Annotated in this window: 20 protein-coding genes; 10 read left to right on the top strand and 10 right to left on the bottom strand. The window is 64.7% G+C overall.

Annotated elements, in window-relative coordinates:
* Positions 1 to 33: 33 nt before the first annotated feature.
* From AC1GI4_RS04960 to aroQ, 8 genes are all read right to left on the bottom strand, one after another.
* The gene (locus tag AC1GI4_RS04960; protein ID WP_479628766.1) at positions 34 to 2,580 is read right to left on the bottom strand and encodes a TonB-dependent receptor; all 2,547 of its coding nucleotides are present in this window, start codon (positions 2,578 to 2,580) and stop codon (positions 34 to 36) included.
* Between the two features lie 238 nt (positions 2,581 to 2,818).
* The gene (gene glnA, locus AC1GI4_RS04955; RefSeq protein WP_219019458.1) at positions 2,819 to 4,231 is read right to left on the bottom strand and encodes a type I glutamate--ammonia ligase; all 1,413 of its coding nucleotides are present in this window, start codon (positions 4,229 to 4,231) and stop codon (positions 2,819 to 2,821) included.
* 104 nt (positions 4,232 to 4,335) lie between these two features.
* Positions 4,336 to 4,674, bottom strand: coding sequence for a P-II family nitrogen regulator (locus AC1GI4_RS04950; RefSeq protein ID WP_007405799.1), 339 nt, complete (start codon positions 4,672 to 4,674; stop codon positions 4,336 to 4,338).
* 160 nt (positions 4,675 to 4,834) lie between these two features.
* Positions 4,835 to 5,170, bottom strand: a complete 336-nt coding sequence (gene arsC / locus AC1GI4_RS04945; protein WP_294275448.1) for an arsenate reductase (glutaredoxin) — start codon at positions 5,168 to 5,170, stop codon at positions 4,835 to 4,837.
* 102 nt (positions 5,171 to 5,272) lie between these two features.
* The gene (locus AC1GI4_RS04940) at positions 5,273 to 5,644 is read right to left on the bottom strand and encodes an HdeA/HdeB family chaperone (protein ID WP_433911069.1); all 372 of its coding nucleotides are present in this window, start codon (positions 5,642 to 5,644) and stop codon (positions 5,273 to 5,275) included.
* Positions 5,645 to 5,847: 203 nt separating this feature from the next.
* A complete protein-coding gene (gene accC, locus AC1GI4_RS04935) occupies positions 5,848 to 7,197 on the bottom strand; it encodes an acetyl-CoA carboxylase biotin carboxylase subunit (protein ID WP_479628765.1) in 1,350 nt (449 codons plus the stop codon).
* A gap of 6 nt (positions 7,198 to 7,203) precedes the next feature.
* On the bottom strand, positions 7,204 to 7,692 hold the full coding sequence (accB, locus tag AC1GI4_RS04930) for an acetyl-CoA carboxylase biotin carboxyl carrier protein (protein WP_479628764.1): 489 nt from the start codon (positions 7,690 to 7,692) through the stop codon (positions 7,204 to 7,206).
* A 14-nt stretch (positions 7,693 to 7,706) separates the two neighbouring features.
* Positions 7,707 to 8,141, bottom strand: coding sequence for a type II 3-dehydroquinate dehydratase (aroQ, locus tag AC1GI4_RS04925; protein WP_433911066.1), 435 nt, complete (start codon positions 8,139 to 8,141; stop codon positions 7,707 to 7,709).
* 113 nt (positions 8,142 to 8,254) lie between these two features.
* Here aroQ and thiS point away from each other — a divergent pair, with 113 nt between their 5' ends.
* Entirely contained in the window at positions 8,255 to 9,265 is a 1,011-nt protein-coding gene (gene thiS, locus AC1GI4_RS04920) for a sulfur carrier protein ThiS (protein WP_479628763.1), read from the top strand.
* Positions 9,266 to 9,356: 91 nt separating this feature from the next.
* Positions 9,357 to 9,539: a CsbD family protein gene (locus AC1GI4_RS04915; protein WP_042490204.1), complete on the top strand. Its 183-nt coding sequence runs from the start codon at positions 9,357 to 9,359 to the stop codon at positions 9,537 to 9,539.
* Between the two features lie 225 nt (positions 9,540 to 9,764).
* On the opposite strand, the gene AC1GI4_RS04910 is transcribed toward AC1GI4_RS04915, so the two are convergent.
* Positions 9,765 to 11,414 (bottom strand): thiamine pyrophosphate-binding protein, encoded by a 1,650-nt coding sequence (locus tag AC1GI4_RS04910; RefSeq protein ID WP_479628762.1) that lies wholly within the window; start codon positions 11,412 to 11,414, stop codon positions 9,765 to 9,767.
* 122 nt (positions 11,415 to 11,536) lie between these two features.
* Here AC1GI4_RS04910 and AC1GI4_RS04905 point away from each other — a divergent pair, with 122 nt between their 5' ends.
* The 6 genes from AC1GI4_RS04905 to leuD all read left to right on the top strand — a co-directional run bounded on the left by AC1GI4_RS04905 (position 11,537) and on the right by leuD (position 17,068).
* The gene (locus AC1GI4_RS04905) at positions 11,537 to 12,238 is read left to right on the top strand and encodes a CoA transferase subunit A (RefSeq protein ID WP_058746682.1); all 702 of its coding nucleotides are present in this window, start codon (positions 11,537 to 11,539) and stop codon (positions 12,236 to 12,238) included.
* A gap of 195 nt (positions 12,239 to 12,433) precedes the next feature.
* Positions 12,434 to 13,291: an HAD family acid phosphatase gene (locus tag AC1GI4_RS04900; protein WP_479628761.1), complete on the top strand. Its 858-nt coding sequence runs from the start codon at positions 12,434 to 12,436 to the stop codon at positions 13,289 to 13,291.
* 2 nt (positions 13,292 to 13,293) lie between these two features.
* A complete protein-coding gene (locus AC1GI4_RS04895) occupies positions 13,294 to 13,929 on the top strand; it encodes a CoA transferase subunit B (RefSeq protein ID WP_479628760.1) in 636 nt (211 codons plus the stop codon).
* Positions 13,929 to 14,618, top strand: coding sequence for a glutathione S-transferase family protein (locus tag AC1GI4_RS04890; RefSeq protein WP_479628759.1), 690 nt, complete (start codon positions 13,929 to 13,931; stop codon positions 14,616 to 14,618). The genes AC1GI4_RS04895 and AC1GI4_RS04890 overlap by 1 nt, the downstream gene beginning before the upstream one ends.
* Positions 14,619 to 14,794: 176 nt before the next feature.
* A complete protein-coding gene (gene leuC / locus AC1GI4_RS04885; RefSeq protein WP_294273678.1) occupies positions 14,795 to 16,249 on the top strand; it encodes a 3-isopropylmalate dehydratase large subunit in 1,455 nt (484 codons plus the stop codon).
* 201 nt (positions 16,250 to 16,450) lie between these two features.
* A complete protein-coding gene (gene leuD, locus AC1GI4_RS04880) occupies positions 16,451 to 17,068 on the top strand; it encodes a 3-isopropylmalate dehydratase small subunit (RefSeq protein WP_479628758.1) in 618 nt (205 codons plus the stop codon).
* A gap of 20 nt (positions 17,069 to 17,088) precedes the next feature.
* Here the strand turns inward: leuD and AC1GI4_RS04875 are convergent, their stop codons facing one another.
* Positions 17,089 to 17,214: a hypothetical protein gene (locus tag AC1GI4_RS04875; protein WP_433911059.1), complete on the bottom strand. Its 126-nt coding sequence runs from the start codon at positions 17,212 to 17,214 to the stop codon at positions 17,089 to 17,091.
* A 233-nt stretch (positions 17,215 to 17,447) separates the two neighbouring features.
* On the opposite strand from AC1GI4_RS04875, the gene AC1GI4_RS04870 reads away from it, so the two are divergent.
* Positions 17,448 to 17,771 carry a DUF1476 domain-containing protein gene (locus tag AC1GI4_RS04870; RefSeq protein ID WP_294273689.1) on the top strand — a complete coding sequence of 108 codons (324 nt, stop codon included), beginning with the start codon at positions 17,448 to 17,450 and terminating at the stop codon, positions 17,769 to 17,771.
* A gap of 2 nt (positions 17,772 to 17,773) precedes the next feature.
* Positions 17,774 to 18,010, top strand: coding sequence for a BolA/IbaG family iron-sulfur metabolism protein (locus AC1GI4_RS04865; RefSeq protein ID WP_042490079.1), 237 nt, complete (start codon positions 17,774 to 17,776; stop codon positions 18,008 to 18,010).
* Position 18,011 lies beyond the last annotated feature (1 nt).

The following is an 18,011-nucleotide window of genomic DNA, read 5'->3' as shown; positions in this document are numbered from 1 at the left end:
GCGGCGGCGGAATGACGCCGCCGCAGCCGAGGTTCAGAACTGGAAATGAACGGTCGCCACGACGGTTCGTGGGACGCCGAAGTTCAGCGACCCGCCCTGGCTGATGCGCGGTGCCGACCAGACATTGCTGTAATAGCGCTTGTCGAACAGGTTGATGACGTTCAACTGGAAATAGGTCTTATCGAGACCGATCCAGCGCAGCGTCGTCTGGGCGTCCAGGTCGACGAGCGTATAGCCCGCAGAAATGGCGTCATTCTCGTCGGTGACATAGCGGTCGCCGACATGCTTGGTCGAAATACCCGCGACCAGGAACGGCAGCGAGATCTGGGCACGGCCGCCATATTGCCAGTTCGGCGTATCGACCAGTGACTTTCCCTTGGTGGCGACCAGGATCTTGCCGGTATCGGCGTCGCGAATATCGTCTCGCAGCGTCGCCTTCAGATACGAACCGAAGCCGTAAAGCGTCAGCCAGGATGTCGGCGCGAGGGAGAGCGTGGCGTCGAAACCATGGCTGTCCACCCGCCCGACATTCCGGCTGGCCGAGATGGTGCCGCCGCCCTCAAGCTGTACTGTCGTGGAGACGATGCGATTGTCGTAATGGATGTACCAGCTACCCATCTGCGCCTGGACAATGCCGCTATTGTAGCGGAGGCCGGCGTCATAGGAGTCGGTTCGTTCGGGCGATGCTTCCTTGTCACGGAGCGAAATCACCTTGTCGTCATAGGAATAGATGTCGGTGGTGGGCGCGGAAAAGCCCTTGGCATAGCTGGCATAGACGCCGACGTGCGGCGTGGCCTGCCACACCAGGCCGGCATTGGGCAGGATCGCGTGATATTCGCGGATACGCCCCGAATAGGGAGCACCGAATTTGGCGGTGGTGCCGTTGGCCGCCACCTGCTGCGCGGTCTGTGAAGTGCAATAGGCTTCGCTGGCGCTGCCCGGAATGGTGTAGCAGGCGTTGCTCATGTTGCGCCGGAAAAGGGCCGCGCGGACACCCAGCGTGAACGACAGGTCGTCGGAAAACGGTCGACCACGATACTCGCCCGACAATTGGTGCAGCATCGAATAAGTCAGCCGGTTGCGCTTCTGAACGATGTTCCCGGCGGCATCGCGCAACACGGTCTTGCCGCCAGCGATCCCGAAATAGGTCGTGGGATAGCCGTCGATGCGCAGGAACGACGCTTCGCCGGTCTGCGCGGTTCGTGCCCGGTCCCAGGTATAGGCCATGCGGACGAGATTGGCCGGATCGATATCATAACGCAGGCCGCCCACCGCGATCAGGCGATGGGTCTGGGTATTCGATGGATAGAAGACGCGGACATAGTCTAGCCGGTCGCCGTCACCATTCAGATCGACGCCGGGCGCGACACCGGCCCCGAGGCGGCCGAGTTGGTTGCGCGACACGCCGCGGGCACCGGCATTGGCATCGCTTTCGGCGAATACCGTCGAGCCGCCGCCATTGGCGAGCGTATAGCTGTAGCCGCCATCGATCGTCAGCGTCAGCTTGTCGTTCAGTGTGAACAGGCTGTTGAAACGGGCATTGCCGGTATCGACCGGGTTGACGCGGATCTGGCGCGCGTTGCCGCAGAGATTGCGATCGTCCTGCCCGGTTCCGGCGCCCGGCGTCGCGGAGGCCAATTGGCAATCATCGGTCTGTAGGAAACGGCCCGCGCTATCGATCACCCGGTCATATTGCGCGCGGGTCAGGTCGATGCGCAGCGGTTGGGTCGCGCTTGCCGTGCCGATGGGCAGGCTGTTGCCGAGTATGCTGTCGATGTTCGCGACCGAAAGGCCACCATAGCCCATGTTGCGATGCTGGTAGAAGAAACCGGCGAGCGACAGGAAGTCCTTGCCCGAGCCGAGCGGCTGATAGATGCGCGCATTATACTGGTTCTTGCGGACCTGGGCGAAGGGATAGAGCCGATATTTCTGTTCGCTGGCCGACACCCAGGCGCGCGTGCCGCTGGCGTTCAGATCGCCGGTGTTGATGAGGCCGAAGACGCGGTTCATGTTGCCTGGGCCGTGCGAATAGACGGTCGTCGCGCTCAGCTTTTCGGTCGGCATGATCGTGCGATAGTTGACGGTGCCGCCTGAGGCGCTCGCGGTCGGGGTGTCCACATCGGTCGAACCGAAGCTGACATTGACCGACTGGACCAGTTCGGGGTCCACCTGCTGTGAGGAATAGACGGCATAATTGCCCGCATCGTTCAGCGGCAGGCCGTCAAAGGTGAAGGCGATACGCGACTGGTCGAAGCCGCGGATGGTGATCGTGCCGCCATTGCCGCCATAGGGATCGCTGGCGACATAGTTGACGCCGGGCACCAGGTTGATCGCGTTGAAGATCGACTGACCGGGAACGGTGTGTTCGATATAATCCTGAGTCACGACCGCCCGGGCCTTTGGCGAATTGGACATTTCGATACCCGTGGCGACCAGCTTCTGCCCGGTCACGACGATATCGTCCTTGGCCTGATCCTCTGCCGCGATCGTACCGGCGGTCTGTGCGATCGCGATGTGCGACGTAAAAAGCATCAGGCACGCGCCACCGGCTCCGGCAACGCGGATCATGTTCGACTTCATGGATTTTTCCCCCGGGCGTTATTTCGCCTCGGGGCGCGGCCTACCGCCCTTCCATGTCACTTGCGTTTCAATTTTTATCAATAAAAATTAATTTGCCTGAGCGCAGGTCAGGTGGTCCGGCGTGCGATCACTGCGGATCCCGGCATCGCCTGCTGTCGCGTCATCCGCGGGGAGAGAAGGCAAAAAGAAAGGGGCCTTGCGGCCCCTTTCCCCGTAGTGACATCGTGCAGGGGCAGGATCAGCCGCTGTAGTACATGTCGTATTCGACCGGGCTGGGGGTCATTTCCCAGCGCATCACTTCGCTCATCTTCAGCTCGATATAGCTTTCAATCTGGTCCTTGGTGAACACGTCGCCCTTCAGCAGGAAGTCGTGGTCGGCGGCCAGCGAGTCGAGTGCTTCGCGCAAGCTACCGGCGACCGTGGGGACCTGGGCCAGTTCGGCGGGCGGCAGGTCGTACAGGTTCTTGTCCATCGCCTCGCCCGGATGGATCTTGTTCTGGATACCGTCCAGACCCGCCATCAGCAGCGCGGCATAGGCGAGATACGGGTTCGCCAGCGCGTCGGGGAAGCGCACTTCGACGCGCTTCGACTTCGGGCCGGTGCCGTACGGGATGCGGCACGAGGCCGAGCGGTTGCGCGCCGAGTAAGCGAGCAGCACCGGCGCTTCGTAACCCGGCACCAGACGCTTGTAGCTGTTGGTGGTCGGGTTGGTGAAGGCGTTGATCGCCTTGGCATGCTTGATGATGCCGCCGATGAAGTACAGGCAGGTTTCCGACAGGCCCGCATAGCCGTTGCCGGCGAACAGCGGGGTCTTGCCTTCCCAGATCGAGAAGTGGGTGTGCATGCCCGAGCCGTTATCTTCCTTGATCGGCTTGGGCATGAAGGTCGCGGTCTTGCCATAGGCATGGGCAACCTGATGCACGACATACTTGTAGATCTGCATGCGGTCGGCGGTCTGGGTCAGCGTGCCGAAGGTCAGGCCCAGCTCGTGCTGCGCGGCGGCGACCTCATGGTGGTGCTTGTCGCAGGGCAGGCCCATTTCGAGCATGGTGGTGACCATCTCGCCGCGGATGTCGACGGCCGAGTCGACCGGCGCGACGGGGAAATAGCCGCCCTTGGCGCGCGGACGGTGGCCGAGATTGCCGCCCTCATATTCGCGGCCGGTGTTGGTCGGCAGCTCGATATCGTCGATCTTGAAGTAGGACGACGAATAGGTCGTGTCGAACTGCACGTCGTCGAACATGAAGAATTCGGCTTCCGGACCCACATAGACGGTGTCGCCGATGCCGGTGGTCTTCACGAACGCCTCGGCGCGCTTGGCGGTCGAGCGCGGATCGCGGGCATAGAGCTCGCCGGTCGACGGCTCGACCACGTCGCAGAACACGATCAGCATCGGGGTTGCCGAGAACGGGTCGGTGTAGACGGCGTCGAGGTCCGGCTTCAGGACCATGTCCGACTCGTTGATCGCCTTCCAGCCCTCGATCGACGAACCGTCGAACATCAGGCCGTCGGTGAACTCATCCTCGCCCAGGATCGAGGCGACCATGGTCAGGTGCTGCCACTTGCCCTTGGGATCGGTGAAACGCAGATCGACCCACTCGATCTCTTCGTCCTTGATCTTCTTCAGGATGTCGCTGGCCGTATTCGCCATGTGCCGTACTCTCTCTGCTTAGATCCGACGCCCGGAGAACCGGGGCCGGTGAAAAACCTAATCGGCCCGCATGTCGGCCCGATGACGTAAGGAGTGGGGATGCGTCAGATCGCCGCGTCGTCGCGCTCGCCGGTGCGGATGCGCAGGGCCGTCTCGACCGGGATGACGAAGATCTTGCCGTCGCCGATACGGCCGGTTTGCGCGGCCGCGGCGATCGCCTCCACCACGCGTTCGGCCAGCCCGTCCTCGACCACCACTTCCAGCTTCACCTTCGGCAGGAAGTCGACGACATATTCGGCGCCGCGATACAGCTCGGTATGCCCCTTCTGGCGGCCAAAACCCTTGGCCTCGGTGACGGTGATGCCGGACACGCCGATCTCGTGCAGCGCTTCCTTCACCTCATCCAGCTTGAAGGGCTTGATGATCGCCTCAATCTTTTTCACGAGCCTTGCTGTCCCCGCTGGTGTTCGAACCCTCGCCCGACCGCATGCGTCGCATGGATCGTGCCAACTGCGCTTCCCTCGTAGGAGGGTAGGAAAATGCTAAGATTTGCGCCCGCAAAATGGGCATGTGCCTGCTCTCTGCTCAATTTATGGGCAGCGGTCACAAGATGCTCCGCACGGTCTCGGGCGGACGGGCGATGACGACGCCCTTCTCCGTCTCGACCAGCGGGCGCTGGATCAGGATCGGCTGGGCCACCATGGCGGCCAGGACGATATCATCCTCGGCCGACAACAGGGCGTCCGCCCCGGCCTCGGTCTTGCGCAAGCCGTCGCGCGGCGACAGCCCGGCCTTCGCATAAAGGCGGCGAAGTTCTTCCGCAGTGGGCGGGGTCTTCAGATATTCGATGACCGTGAGGTCGATGCCCGCATCGCTCAGCAGGGCCAGTGTCTGGCGCGAGGTGCCGCAGCGCGGATTGTGATAGATGGTCGCTTGGATGGCCATGACCGATGTATGCGCCCCGCGATGGCGAAAGCCAAGGTCGAGATGCGCGCAGTGAGCGGGCCAGGCGCACGACCCGTCCCGCTCTTTCGGTGGCGATTACGGCTGCTGCTTGATCGCGCGCTTGACGGCGGTGACGAAGTGATCGCCGGGACGCGCCTTGCACTGATCGACCACGACGGGGACGATCTTTTCCACGCCGTCGACGGTGTAGGTCGGGTGTGGCTTGCCCTTGGGGCCATAGTTGGCGGCATAGACGATGGCCTGGGGACGGAAGCTCTCATCAAGCATCCCGAAATCGTGGCAGGACACGGTTTCCATCTTCTTGCCCGATTTCAGGACTTCGATGACCCGAACGCCATTCTTGCCGGGCACATGCGCCTGTTCATAGACGCTCTGCGCGAAGGCACCGGACGAAACGGCAGCGACCGAAAGCACGGCGGCGACACCAAAAGCCTTGAGCATTTTCATCTGCAAAACCCCTCTCGTTAAAGGCATTGCGAAAATGCCCTCTAGGGGAACCCGTTCCCACGGATGAAAACTATTTCATGTCCTTGTGGAAGCGCTGGGTAAGGGGCGTTCGACAAGCGTCTGTATCGGCACCGCTTTCAAAAAAACGGACATGTGCGGTGGTGCGCACATGTCCGTTTTTTAATCCTCGAACCGGGTTTCGATCAGCCCTGCTTGGCCAACCATTCCTCCAGCCACTTGATCGTATAGTCGCCCTTCTGGAACTCCGGGTCGTCGAGCAGCGCCTGGTGGAGCGGGATGGTGGTCTTCATCCCCTCGATCACGAATTCCTCCAGCGCGCGGCGCAGACGGCGCAGCGCGCCCTCGCGGGTCGTGCCATAGACGATCAGCTTGGCGATCATGCTGTCGTAATAAGGCGGGACCTTATAGCCCTGGTACAGGCCGCTATCGACGCGGACATGCATACCGCCCGGCGCGTGATACATCTTCACCGTGCCCGGCGAGGGGGCAAAGGTGCGCGGGTCTTCCGCGTTGATGCGGCATTCGATCGCATGGCCGCGGAACTGCACGTCCTGCTGGCGCAGGGTCAGCGGATGCCCCTCGGCCACGCGGATCTGTTCGCGCACCAGGTCCAGGCCGGTAATCATCTCGGTGACGGGATGCTCGACCTGCAGGCGGGTGTTCATTTCGATGAAATAGAACTCGCCGTCTTCCCACAGGAATTCGATCGTGCCCGCGCCGCGATAGCCCATATCGGCCATCGCCTTGGCGACCACGCCGCCCATGCGCGCGCGCTCCTCGGCCGTGATGATCGGCGAGGGGGCTTCCTCCAGCACCTTTTGGTGGCGACGCTGGAGCGAGCAGTCGCGCTCGCCCAGATGGATCGCCTGGCCGTTGCCGTCGCCGAACACCTGGAATTCGATATGCCGGGGGTTGCCCAGATATTTTTCCATGTAGACGGTCGAGTCGCCGAACGCGGCCTTCGCCTCCGAACCGGCCTGCTGCATCAGCGTTTCGAGCTGGTCCTCGGAGGCCACGACCTTCATGCCGCGCCCGCCGCCGCCCGAGGCCGCCTTGATGATGACGGGATAGCCGATCCTGGTCGCGAGCGCCTTGGCCTCTTCGAGGTCCGAGATTGCGCCGTCCGAGCCCGGAACCAGCGGCAGGCCCAGGGCACCGGCGGTGCGCTTGGCCTCGACCTTGTCGCCCATCACCCGGATATGCTCGGGCTTCGGGCCGACGAAGATCAGGCCGTGCGCCTCCACGATCTCGGCGAACTTGGCGTTCTCCGAGAGGAAGCCGTAACCGGGATGGATCGCATCCGCGCCCGAAATCTCGGCCGCCGAGATGATGTTGGGGATGTTGAGATAGCTGTCGGTCGCCGCAGGCGGGCCAATGCAGACCGCCTGGTCGGCAAGGCGCACATGCATGGCATCGGCGTCGGCCGTGGAGTGCACGGCGACGGTCTCGATCCCCATTTCGTGACAGGCGCGGTGGATGCGAAGCGCAATCTCACCGCGATTGGCGATCAGGAGTTTCTTGATCTGCGCCAAGGCGGCTTACTCGACGACGACCAGGGGCTGGTCGAACTCGACCGGCTGGCCGTTCTCGACCAGGACGGCGGTGACGGTGCCCGCCTGGGTCGCGGTGATCGGGTTCATCACCTTCATGGCCTCGACGATCAGCAGCGTGTCACCGGCGGCGACCTTCTGCCCGATCGAGGCGAAGGGCTTGGCGCCCGGCTCGGCCGAGAGATAGACGGTGCCGACCATCGGCGACTTCACCGCGTTGGCCGAGACGGCGGGGGCGGCGGCCTCCGCAGGCGCGGCGGCCGCGACCGGGGCAGCAGCCACCGGCGCGGGCGCGGCAGCGGCGGGGGCAGGCGCATAGGCCATCGGCGCGGCAGGCGCCGCCTTGCGCGCGACGCGGATCTTGCGGTCGCCATGCTCGACCTCGATCTCGGTCAGGGCGGTGGCGTCGAGCAGCTCGGCGAGCTGACGGACGAGGTCGACATCGACCTTCATCGCTTGTTCAGTCTTTTCGGTCATGGGACGCGCTCCTGTCAGAACCGGGCGGCCGCTTCAAGCGCGAGCAGATAGGATTGCGCGCCAAAACCGGCGATTGTGCCTTTTGCGGCACGCCCGATGAAGCTCTCATGCCGGAATGGCTCCCGCGCATGAGGGTTGGATAGGTGAACCTCGATCACCGGGGTCGTCACCGACTTGATCGCGTCGTGAATCGCGATCGAGGTGTGGGTAAAGCCCCCGGCATTGAGCAGCACGGCTTTCGCCTCATAGGCCTGGGCCTCGTGCAGCCAGTCGATCAGATGGCCCTCATGGTTGGACTGGCGCATGTCGATCGCCAGATCGAGCTCGCGCGCCCGGTCCTCCAGCAGCCCCGCGATATCGTCCAGCGTGTCATGGCCATAGATATGCGGTTCGCGCAGGCCGAGCAGGTTCAGGTTCGGCCCGTTGAGGACATAAACGGTCGCGGGCATCGGCACTCCCATGGTTGCGGCTCGGGATGGCCGGGCCTAGATCGAGGGCCCTCCTTAACCGCATGCCCTATCCCACGTCGAGCGGGCAGCGACTTGCATGGTAAGTGACATATATGCCCCATACCGATGGAACCGTGACGATCACCGTGAATGGCGAGCATAAGCGGGTGGCGGCGGGCCTGTCGCTGGCCGATCTGGCGAGCCAGCTGGGGCTGGTGCCCGAAAAGGTGGCGGTGGAACGCAATCTGGAGGTGGTGCCGCGCTCGACGCTGGCCGACGTTCAGGTCGAGGATGGCGACGAGATCGAGATCGTCCATTTCGTCGGCGGCGGCGATCATGTCGCGCCGGTCTCGGACGACGACTCGTGGGAAGTGGCGGGTCAGCGTTTCCGCTCACGCCTGATCGTCGGCACCGGCAAATATAAGGACTTCGCGCAGAATGCGGCGGCGGTCGAAGCCTCTGGCGCGGAGATCGTCACGGTCGCGGTGCGCCGGGTGAACGTGTCGGACCCGAATGCGCCGATGCTGACCGACTATATCGACCCGAAGAAGATCACCTATCTGCCCAACACGGCGGGCTGCTTCACTGCCGAGGATGCGATCCGCACGTTGCGGCTGGCGCGCGAGGCGGGCGGCTGGGAGCTGGTCAAGCTGGAGGTGCTGGGCGAGGCGCGGACCCTCTATCCCGATATGTACGAAACGCTGCGCGCGACCGAGATCCTGGCCAAGGAAGGCTTCAAGCCGATGGTCTATTGCGTCGACGATCCCATCGCGGCCAAGCGGCTGGAGGATGTCGGCGCGGTGGCGATCATGCCGCTGGGCGCGCCGATCGGCTCGGGGCTGGGTATCCAGAACAAGGTGACGATCCGCCTCATCGTCGAGGGGGCCAAGGTTCCCGTGCTGGTCGATGCGGGCGTCGGCACCGCGTCGGAGGCGGCGGTCGCCATGGAGCTGGGTTGCGACGGCGTCCTGATGAACACCGCCATCGCCGAGGCCAAGGACCCCGTGCTGATGGCACGCGCGATGAAGGCGGGTGTCGAGGCGGGGCGCATGGCGTACCGGGCAGGCCGCATGGGGATGCGGCGCTACGCCGACCCATCCAGCCCGCTCGCCGGGCTGATCTGACATTAATTTCAGGGAACTTGCCGCGTAACGAACCGTTTTGCTTCCGAGTGTTCAACGGGATTTCACGATCCCTCAGCAAATGGAGGCCATCATGGGTGAACTCACCGACAAGATCAAGGGCAACGTCAACGAGCTGGTTGGCAAGGCCAAGGAAGCCATTGGCGAACACAACAACAATGACAAGCTCGTGGCCGAGGGCGAAGCCCAGCAGGCCAAAGGCAAGGGCGAACAGATGAAGGGTTCGGTCAAGGGCGCCCTTGGCGACAACATCTGAACCTGCTAGTCGTTTTCTGACTAAAGCAATCAGCAACGAACTCGCCGCCCCGGTTATACCGGGGCGGTTTTCTTTTGTCTGGCGCACGGCCTGTCGAAAAGGTGATGTATTGGTATCTTCATTCTGAATGATGAAGATCCAATTGCATGTAAAACGCGTTAAACGCTTTGGTAATTGGTTGGTTCGATCGCGTCAGCCGGATCGACGGACGCGTATCGCGCGTGATTATCGTCCCGCGATTCGCGACAGGGTCGTGGCTGGCGTAATGACCTCGATATCGGTCTTCAGATGCAGCAGGCGAACGCCCGTCTCGGCCATGGCGCGGGCGAGGGCGGGCGCGAAATCTTCCGTTCGTGTCACGGTGTCGCTCCAGCAGCCATAGGCGCGACCCAGCGCCGCGAAATCGGGATTGGCGAGGCCGGTCGCAGACACGCGGCCGGGATATTCGCGTTCCTGATGCATGCGGATCGTGCCGTAGCCGCCATTGTCGACGACGATCACCAGCATCGACGCATTGTGCTGGACCGCGGTCGCCAGCTCCTGCCCGTTCATCAGGAAACAGCCGTCGCCCGCCAGCGCGACGACCATGCGATCCTGGTGGCGCAGTGCGGCGGCGGTGGCGGCGGGGACGCCGTACCCCATCGCGCCGCAGGTCGGGGCAAGCTGGCACCCCGGCTCGTAGCGCCAGTAACGATGCCACCAGCCCGAATAATTGCCTGCACCGTTGCACAGGATCGAGTCGACTGGCAGCGCCCCCCGCATCGCGGCGACGCATCGCCCGAGGTCGAGGGTCACGTCCTCGCGCGGGGTGGGTTCGGACCAGGCCAGGAACTCCGCATGGGCTTCGGTGCCTGAATGATGCGGCGTGCCGGCCTCGCTTGCCTGCAACTCCAACATCGAAACCGCGCGGTGAACGTCGCTGCACAGCGCCAGATCGGCGCGATAGACGCTGTTCAGTTCCTCCGGATCGGGGTGGATATGGATCAGCGTCTGGCCGGGATGGTCCGGCGTGATGACGCTATACCCATCGGTGGTCGCTTCGCCCAGTCGCGCGCCCAGCACGATCAGCAGATCGGCCTCGCGCACCCGCTTCACCAGCGCCGGGTTGGGGCCATAGCCCAGATTGCCCGCATAGACCGGGCAAGTCGCCGATACCGCATCCTGGCGCCGGAATGCGGCGACCAGCGGTATGCCCGCCGCTTCGCCCCATTGTTCGACCACGCCAACCGTCTCGGCATCCCAATAGGCACCGCCGATGATCGCGACCGGACGCTGGGCCCTGGCGATCAGGTCATGCGCCGCCAGCACATCCTCGATCATCACATCCTGCGCGGGCCGCTCGATCCGGGGGCGGGGCGTGCCCTCGACCAGATCGCACAACATGTCCTCGGGCAGTGCAAGGACGACCGGCCCCGGCCGCCCGTTCATCGCGGTGGCATAGGCACGGGCGATATATTCAGGGATTCGCGCGGCATCGTCGATTCGAGCGGCCCATTTGGCGAGCGGCGCGAACATCGCCTGGAAATCGACCTCCTGAAAGGCTTCGCGGTCGCGGGTGCCCCGGTCGACATCGCCGATGAACAGGATCATCGGCTGCGAATCCTGCTTTGCCACATGCACGCCGATCGCCGCGTTGGTCGCGCCCGGCCCGCGCGTGACGAAGGCGATACCCGGTCGCCCGGTCAGCTTGCCGTCGGCGCAGGCCATGAAGGTCACGCCGCCCTCCTGCCGACAGGTCACGAGGTCGATGGCGGGCGTATCGTGCAGCGCGTCGAGCACCGCCAGGAAGCTCTCGCCCGGCACGGTGAAGATACGGTCGCACCCCTGTTCGAGAAGCGCATCGACAAGCAGGCGTCCGCCGGTTTTCGTGGTCATGTCCGGCAGCCTAGCCTTGCTTGTTCGCAAAGCGCAAACGGCGGCCCACGCAAAGCGCAAACGGCGGTTGACCCGGCTCCACCGCTCCGCCTAACGCTTGCGCCATCATAGGGAGGACGCCCATGCAGAAGCTCTATTCCGACGCGGCCGCCGCGCTCGACGGCCTGCTCCATGACGGCATGACGATCTGCGCCGGGGGCTTCGGCCTGTGCGGCATACCGGAGCGGCTGATCGACGCGATCGAGGCCGCCGGGGTCAAGGACCTGACCATCGCCAGCAACAATGCCGGGATCGACGGCGTGGGGCTGGGCAAGCTGCTCCGCTCGCATCAGGTCAAGAAGATGATCTCGTCCTATGTCGGCGAGAACAAGGAATTCGAGCGGCAATATCTGTCGGGCGAACTGGAGGTCGAGTTCTGTCCGCAGGGGACGCTCGCCGAACGCTGCCGGGCAGGGGGGGCGGGTATCCCCGGCTTCTACACCAAGACCGGCGTCGGCACGAAGGTGGCCGAGGGCAAGGAGGTGAAGCAGTTCGACGGGGAGGATTACATCCTCGAACGCGGCATCCGCGCCGACCTGTCGATCATCAAGGGGTGGAAGGCCGACGAGGCCGGGAACCTGATCTTCCGCAAGACCGCGCGCAACTTCAACCAGCCCATGGCGACGGCGGGCCGCATCTGCGTCGCCGAGGTGGAGGAGGTGGTGCCGGTGGGGTCGCTCGATCCCGACCAGATCCATCTGCCGGGCATTTACGTGAAGCGGATGATCGTCGGCGCGCCGTATGAGAAAAAGATCGAGTTTCGCACGGTGCGCGAGCGGGTTTGATTTCCTTAGGGGAGGGGGATGCGGATAGCGCCAGCCCTCCCCCCGACCCCCTCCCGTCTGCGGGAAGGGGAGCGCTTTTGGCGAAGGGGGTGATTCATGAAGCGGACGAAGATTGAGCGCGACGGTTGCCAAGCGACCTCTCCCCTCCCGCAGGCGGGAGGGGTTGGGGGAGGGCTCCCCGGCGTGAGGCTCGGCATGGCATTCGCCGCCGCCCTCACCCTATCCGGCTGCGTCGTGGCAGTCGGCAACAATAGTCCGGCCCCGTCGCCCTCCGCCACGAGCGGGAAAGAAAAGCTCGCCGGGATGCAATATCTCTACGGCTCGGCCGAAGCCGATGCGATCTCGCGCCAGGCCTGGAACGCGCTCGTCACCTACGCCGCCGACCGGGTGCGCCGTCCGCAGGCCGACAGTGTGGTACTCGCGCAGGGTTCCAGCCTTGAAAGCCCGCGCTTCATCCCGTGCGCGGGCAAGCGCCCGGCGGCCGTCTTCGACGTCGACGAGACGGTCCTTCAAAATCTCGGCTTCGAGTATGACGACCTGACCGGCCGCGCCGACCGCGACTTCTCCGGCCGCTGGCGCGCCTGGGAGCAGAGCGACGGCCATGCCGTCCTGCCCACCCCCGGCGCGGTGGCGGCCATCGCCGATCTGCGCGCGATGGGCGTGACGGTGATCTTCAACACCAATCGCGACGATCCCGGCGGGGCGGCGCGCGTGATCGATGCGGCGGGGCTTGGCCCGGCGGTGCATGGCGACACGCTGTTCGTGCGGCCCGACACAGGCAGCGGCGACAACAAGGACCCGCGCCGCTGGCAGATCGCCCAGCGCTATTGCGTCATCGCGATGGGCGGCGATCAGCTGGGCGATTTCAGCGAGTTGTTCAACACCTCTGCCACCGTGGCGCAGCGTCGCACCCGCGCCGATGGCCCACGCATCGCCGCGCTGTGGGGACGCGGCTGGTTCGTGTTTCCGAACCCGGTATACGGCAAGGCGCTGAAGGGCACCCCCGACGACATCTTCCCCGCCGACCGGCGGTGGCATCCGACAGGAGAGTAACGATGGCCTGGACCCGCGACGAAATGGCCGCCCGTGCGGCCAAGGAACTGAAGGACGGTTTCTACGTCAATCTTGGCATCGGCATCCCGACACTGGTGGCGAACCATATCCCGAAAGGCGTTGAGGTCACGCTGCAATCCGAAAACGGGATGCTGGGCATCGGGCCGTTTCCCTATGACGACGAAGTCGATCCCGACCTCATCAACGCGGGCAAGCAGACGATCAGCGAATTGCCGCACTCGGTCTATTTCTCGTCGGCCGACAGCTTCGCGATGATCCGGGGCGGGCATATCGACCTGACCGTGCTGGGCGCGATGGAGGTCTCGGAGGGCGGCGACATCGCTAACTGGATGATCCCCGGCAAGATGATCAAGGGCATGGGCGGCGCGATGGATCTCGTCGCAGGCGTCAAGAAGATCATCGTCGTCATGGAGCATAACGCCAAGGACGGCAGCCCGAAGTTCATTCCTGAATGCACGCTGCCGCTGACCGGACGCAACGTCGTCGACATGATCGTCACCGACCTGGCGGTGTTCCAGCGCCCCGATCATGACAGCGCCTTCCGCCTGATCGAATGTGCGCCCGGCGTCGCCGCCGATGAGGTGGCGGCCAAGACGACGGCCAAGTTCGAACGCTGATGGCCTATACGCTCGTCACCGCGAACCGGAATTATTCCAGCTGGTCGCTTCGTCCCTGGCTGCTGATGAAGGCGCTGGGCATCGCCTTCACCGACCGGATCGAGCCGTTCGCGGCGGCGGAGAATTACGAGGCGTTTCGCGCCTTTTCGCCGACGGGGCAGGTGCCGGTGCTGTTGGACGGCGACAGGACGGTGTGGGACTCGCTCGGCATCGCGCTCTATCTGGCCGAGCGGCATCCGCGCGTCTGGCCCGAGGATGAGGCGGCGCGCGCCTGGGCGATGTGTGCGGTGGCGGAAATGCATGGCGGCTTCGGCGCGCTGCGCGCCGAGCGGACGATGAATATCGGGGTGCGAGTCGATGCGAAGCCGCCGTCGCCCCGGCTGGAGCGGGATGTGGCGCGGCTGGCGGAACTGTGGGGCGAGGGGCTGTCGCGCTTCGGCGGGCCATGGTTGGCCGGAGAGCATTTGTCGGCGGTCGATGCCTTCTTTGCGCCGGTTGCGTTCCGGGTGCGAACCTATGGAAACGATGTCGGCGCGGCGGGGGCGGCCTGGGTAGAAACGGTTCTGGCGCATCCGGCTATGTTGGACTGGGAAGCGCAGGCATTGGCCGAAACATGGCGGGAACCGGGGCATGAAATCGAGCTGACGGAATGTGGTGGCGTGACCGCGGACTATCGCGCGCAAGGGTGAGGGGGTGGGGCGTGGCCTTCGACTTCGCTCAGGCTGAACGGATGTTGTGGAGGGTCTCTTCCCTCGCTCCGTTCATCCTGAGCGAAGTCTAAGGCCAAGGGAATTCCCGCCCAAGGCGAAATAACATTGCGCAAAGCCTTTGCGTCGCGCGCCTTTTCGGATAACAGCGCCGCATCATGGCCCAACGACCCCAGACTCTGTACGAGAAAATCTGGGCCGCGCACGTTGTCGAACGGCGGCCCGATGGCACCTGCCTCATCTATATCGACCGCCACCTCGTCCATGAGGTGACGAGTCCCCAGGCGTTCGAGGGGCTACGTGCCGCCGGTCGCAAGGTGCGCCGTCCCGAGCTGACGCTGGCGGTGCCCGATCACAATCTGCCGACGACGCCGCGAAAGGACGCGAACGGCAACCTCCTGCCCATCGCCGACCCGGAAAGCGCGCAGCAGCTCGACGCGCTTCGCCGTAATACGGCCGAGTTCGGCGTCGACTATATCGACGCGACGGCGGCGGCGCAGGGCATCGTCCATGTCGTGGGGCCGGAACAGGGCTTCACACTGCCGGGCACGACGCTCGTCTGTGGCGACAGCCATACCTCGGCGCATGGTGCGCTGGGCGCGCTGGCCTTCGGCATCGGTACGTCGGAGGTCGAGCATGTGCTGGCGACCCAGACGCTGTTGCTCTCGCCGTCCAAGACGATGGAGGTCCGCGTCGACGGCGTGCTGGGTCACGGCGTGTCGGCCAAGGACGTCGTGCTGGCGATCATCGGCAAGATCGGCGCGGCGGGCGGCACCGGCCATGTCATCGAGTTCACCGGCAGCGTGATCCGCAACCTGTCGATCGAAGGGCGCCTGACCATCGCCAACATGTCGATCGAGGGCGGCGCGCGCGCGGGGCTCATCGCGCCGGACGAGACGACCTTCGCCTATCTGAAGGGCCGCCCGATGGCGCCCAAGGGTGCCGATTGGGACAAGGCGGTTGAATGGTGGCGGACCCTGCCGACCGATCCGGGCGCGGTCTACGACAAGGTCGTGACGCTCGACGCCGCCGACATCGCGCCCAACCTGACCTGGGGCACCAGCCCCGAGGACGTGGTGCCGATCACCGGCGTGGTGCCCGATCCCGACAGCTTCGCCGATCCGTCAAAGCGCGAAGCGGCGCGCAAGTCGCTGGATTATATGGGCCTGACGCCCGGCACCGCGATGCAGGACATCGACGTCCAGCATGTCTTTATCGGCAGCTGCACCAACAGCCGGATCGAGGATCTGCGCGCCGCCGCCGCCGTGGCGCGCGACCGCAAGGTGGCGGACGGCGTCCGTGCGCTGGTCGTCCCCGGCTCGGGCCTCGTCAAGCGCCAAGCCGAAGAGGAAGGGCTCGACCGCATCTTCGTGCAGGCGGGCTTTGAATGGCGCGAGCCGGGCTGTTCGATGTGCCTGGCGATGAACCCGGACAAGGTGCCGCCGGGCGAGCGCTGCGCCTCGACCTCCAACCGCAATTTCGTCGGTCGGCAGGGGCCGGGGGCGCGCACTCATCTCGTTTCCCCCGCCATGGCGGCGGCGGCGGCCGTGACCGGGCGCCTTTTCGATGTTAGAGAGTTGAAGACGCACGATTTCGATCGTGAAGGCGTCTGACAGCGACGGCTCTGACAGGGACGAATGGGGAAGGCATTATGAAGCACGTATTGGTCATGCTCGTCACCGGCGCGGTTCTGTGCGGCGCGGCGGCCTATGCCGCCGGGATCGCCTCGCGCCCTGCGGTCGCCGAGCAGCGTCCGCCGCGCACGGGCTGACGCCGACATTTTCAAATGCAGGTTCGACTATAGGGATGATGGAATGAATCCGGTCACGACCGTCTCCGGCACCGCCTACCCATGGGGTGCCAAGAACATTGATACGGACGTCATCATCCCGGCGCATTGGTTGAAGACCATCACGCGCGCCGGACTGGGGCGCGGCGCGTTCGAGACGGTGCGCGCGCAACCAAGCAATATCTTCGACGACCCGCGCTATGCAGGCGCGCCGATCCTGATCGCGGGCGACAATTTTGGCTGCGGCTCCAGTCGCGAACACGCCGCCTGGGCCCTGGCCGATATGGGTATCCAGGCGGTGATCGCGCCGAGCTTCTCGGACATCTTCTCAGGCAACGCATTCAAGAACGGCATCGTGCCCGTCGTTCTGCCGCAAGAAGCGGTCGACCGCCTGATCGAGGTGGCAAGGGATCAGCCGGTCACGGTCGATCTGGAAACCATGACCGTCACCACGCCCTATCAAGACCGTTTTGCGTTCGAGCTGGACCCGTTCCGGCGCGAATGCCTGATGAAGGGACTGGACGAGGTCGGCCTGACTTTGGCGCGAGATGAGGCGATCGGCAGCTTTGAGGGGCAGATGGCCGAGGGGCGCCCGTGGATCGCCGGGCGTCAGCGGCTGGATGCGGCAACGGCCAACGCCTGAACGGGCGATGGCCGAAACGCTCAGGACGCGACGGCCACCACGCCTGCGATCAGCGCCCACATGGCGAGCGAGCCGATCAGGCCGTTGACGATGCCCAGCATCGGGTCGCTCAGGCGATCCGGCGTGGCGGTGCGGCGATCGGACATGACGCTCTCCTAGGTCATCGGTCGTGGCCAGGTTGTGGCCCGGTCCACCCCGTTTTGACTTCGATTACAGTACGCGCCGGGCACACCGCCGGTTCCCATCGTTCCGTCTATGAAACGGTGTTCGAAGGCGGCGTGAAACTCCTGATCCGCGCATCGGTTGCACGCGGGCGCGCTGCCCCCTATCTCGGGCGGCGTGTTTGAGTTGCCCGCAAGGGCTGGGGGATGGCGAACCGATGACCAGTTTCGACGATCGCAGAAAGGGCTTCGAGGCCAAGTTCGTGGCCGATCAGGATATGCTGTTTCGTATCACGGCGCGGCGCAACCGGCTGGTCGCGCAATGGGCGGCTGAGCGGATGAAGCTGACCCCCGCCGAGACCGACGCCTATGCCAAGGCGGTCGTTCAGGCCGATTTCGAGGAAGCGGGCGATGAGGACGTCATCCGCAAGCTGCTCGGCGACCTGACCGCCGCCGGGATCGATGTGGACGAGGCCGAGGTCCGCCGCGCGCTCGACGAGCAGCAGGTCGAGGCCCGCCGCCAGTTGATGGAGAGCCGCTGACCATGCCGATGGCCGCCGATGATATCGCTACGATGATCCGCACCGCCATTCCCGATGCCGAGGTCCAGATCACCGACCTGGCCGGGGACGGCGACCATTATGCCGCGCATGTCGTGGCCGCCAGCTTTGCAGGCATGAGCCGGGTCGCGCGTACCCGCGCGGTTTATGCCGCGCTTGGCGGGCGCATGGGGGGCGAACTCCACGCACTGCAACTGACCACCGCGGTTCCGGCCGCCTGAC

The organism is Sphingomonas sp. 77B, from assembly GCF_056497825.1.
Note: the sequence above shows the minus strand (reverse complement) of the source record. Positions and strands in the feature narration are given on the sequence as shown.

Coding starts and splice junctions, on each gene's coding strand:
- AC1GI4_RS04960 (WP_479628766.1), bottom strand. CDS start 2,580: ATGAAGTCGAACATGATCCGCGTTGCCGGAGCCGGTGGCGCGTGCCTG.
- glnA (WP_219019458.1), bottom strand. CDS start 4,231: ATGGCGAATACGGCCAGCGACATCCTGAAGAAGATCAAGGACGAAGAG.
- AC1GI4_RS04940 (WP_433911069.1), bottom strand. CDS start 5,644: ATGAAAATGCTCAAGGCTTTTGGTGTCGCCGCCGTGCTTTCGGTCGCT.
- accB (WP_479628764.1), bottom strand. CDS start 7,692: ATGACCGAAAAGACTGAACAAGCGATGAAGGTCGATGTCGACCTCGTC.
- aroQ (WP_433911066.1), bottom strand. CDS start 8,141: ATGCCCGCGACCGTTTATGTCCTCAACGGGCCGAACCTGAACCTGCTC.
- thiS (WP_479628763.1), top strand. CDS start 8,255: ATGCCCCATACCGATGGAACCGTGACGATCACCGTGAATGGCGAGCAT.
- AC1GI4_RS04915 (WP_042490204.1), top strand. CDS start 9,357: ATGGGTGAACTCACCGACAAGATCAAGGGCAACGTCAACGAGCTGGTT.
- AC1GI4_RS04910 (WP_479628762.1), bottom strand. CDS start 11,414: ATGACCACGAAAACCGGCGGACGCCTGCTTGTCGATGCGCTTCTCGAA.
- AC1GI4_RS04905 (WP_058746682.1), top strand. CDS start 11,537: ATGCAGAAGCTCTATTCCGACGCGGCCGCCGCGCTCGACGGCCTGCTC.
- AC1GI4_RS04900 (WP_479628761.1), top strand. CDS start 12,434: ATGGCATTCGCCGCCGCCCTCACCCTATCCGGCTGCGTCGTGGCAGTC.
- AC1GI4_RS04895 (WP_479628760.1), top strand. CDS start 13,294: ATGGCCTGGACCCGCGACGAAATGGCCGCCCGTGCGGCCAAGGAACTG.
- AC1GI4_RS04890 (WP_479628759.1), top strand. CDS start 13,929: ATGGCCTATACGCTCGTCACCGCGAACCGGAATTATTCCAGCTGGTCG.
- leuC (WP_294273678.1), top strand. CDS start 14,795: ATGGCCCAACGACCCCAGACTCTGTACGAGAAAATCTGGGCCGCGCAC.
- leuD (WP_479628758.1), top strand. CDS start 16,451: ATGAATCCGGTCACGACCGTCTCCGGCACCGCCTACCCATGGGGTGCC.
- AC1GI4_RS04875 (WP_433911059.1), bottom strand. CDS start 17,214: ATGTCCGATCGCCGCACCGCCACGCCGGATCGCCTGAGCGACCCGATG.
- AC1GI4_RS04870 (WP_294273689.1), top strand. CDS start 17,448: ATGACCAGTTTCGACGATCGCAGAAAGGGCTTCGAGGCCAAGTTCGTG.
- AC1GI4_RS04865 (WP_042490079.1), top strand. CDS start 17,774: ATGCCGATGGCCGCCGATGATATCGCTACGATGATCCGCACCGCCATT.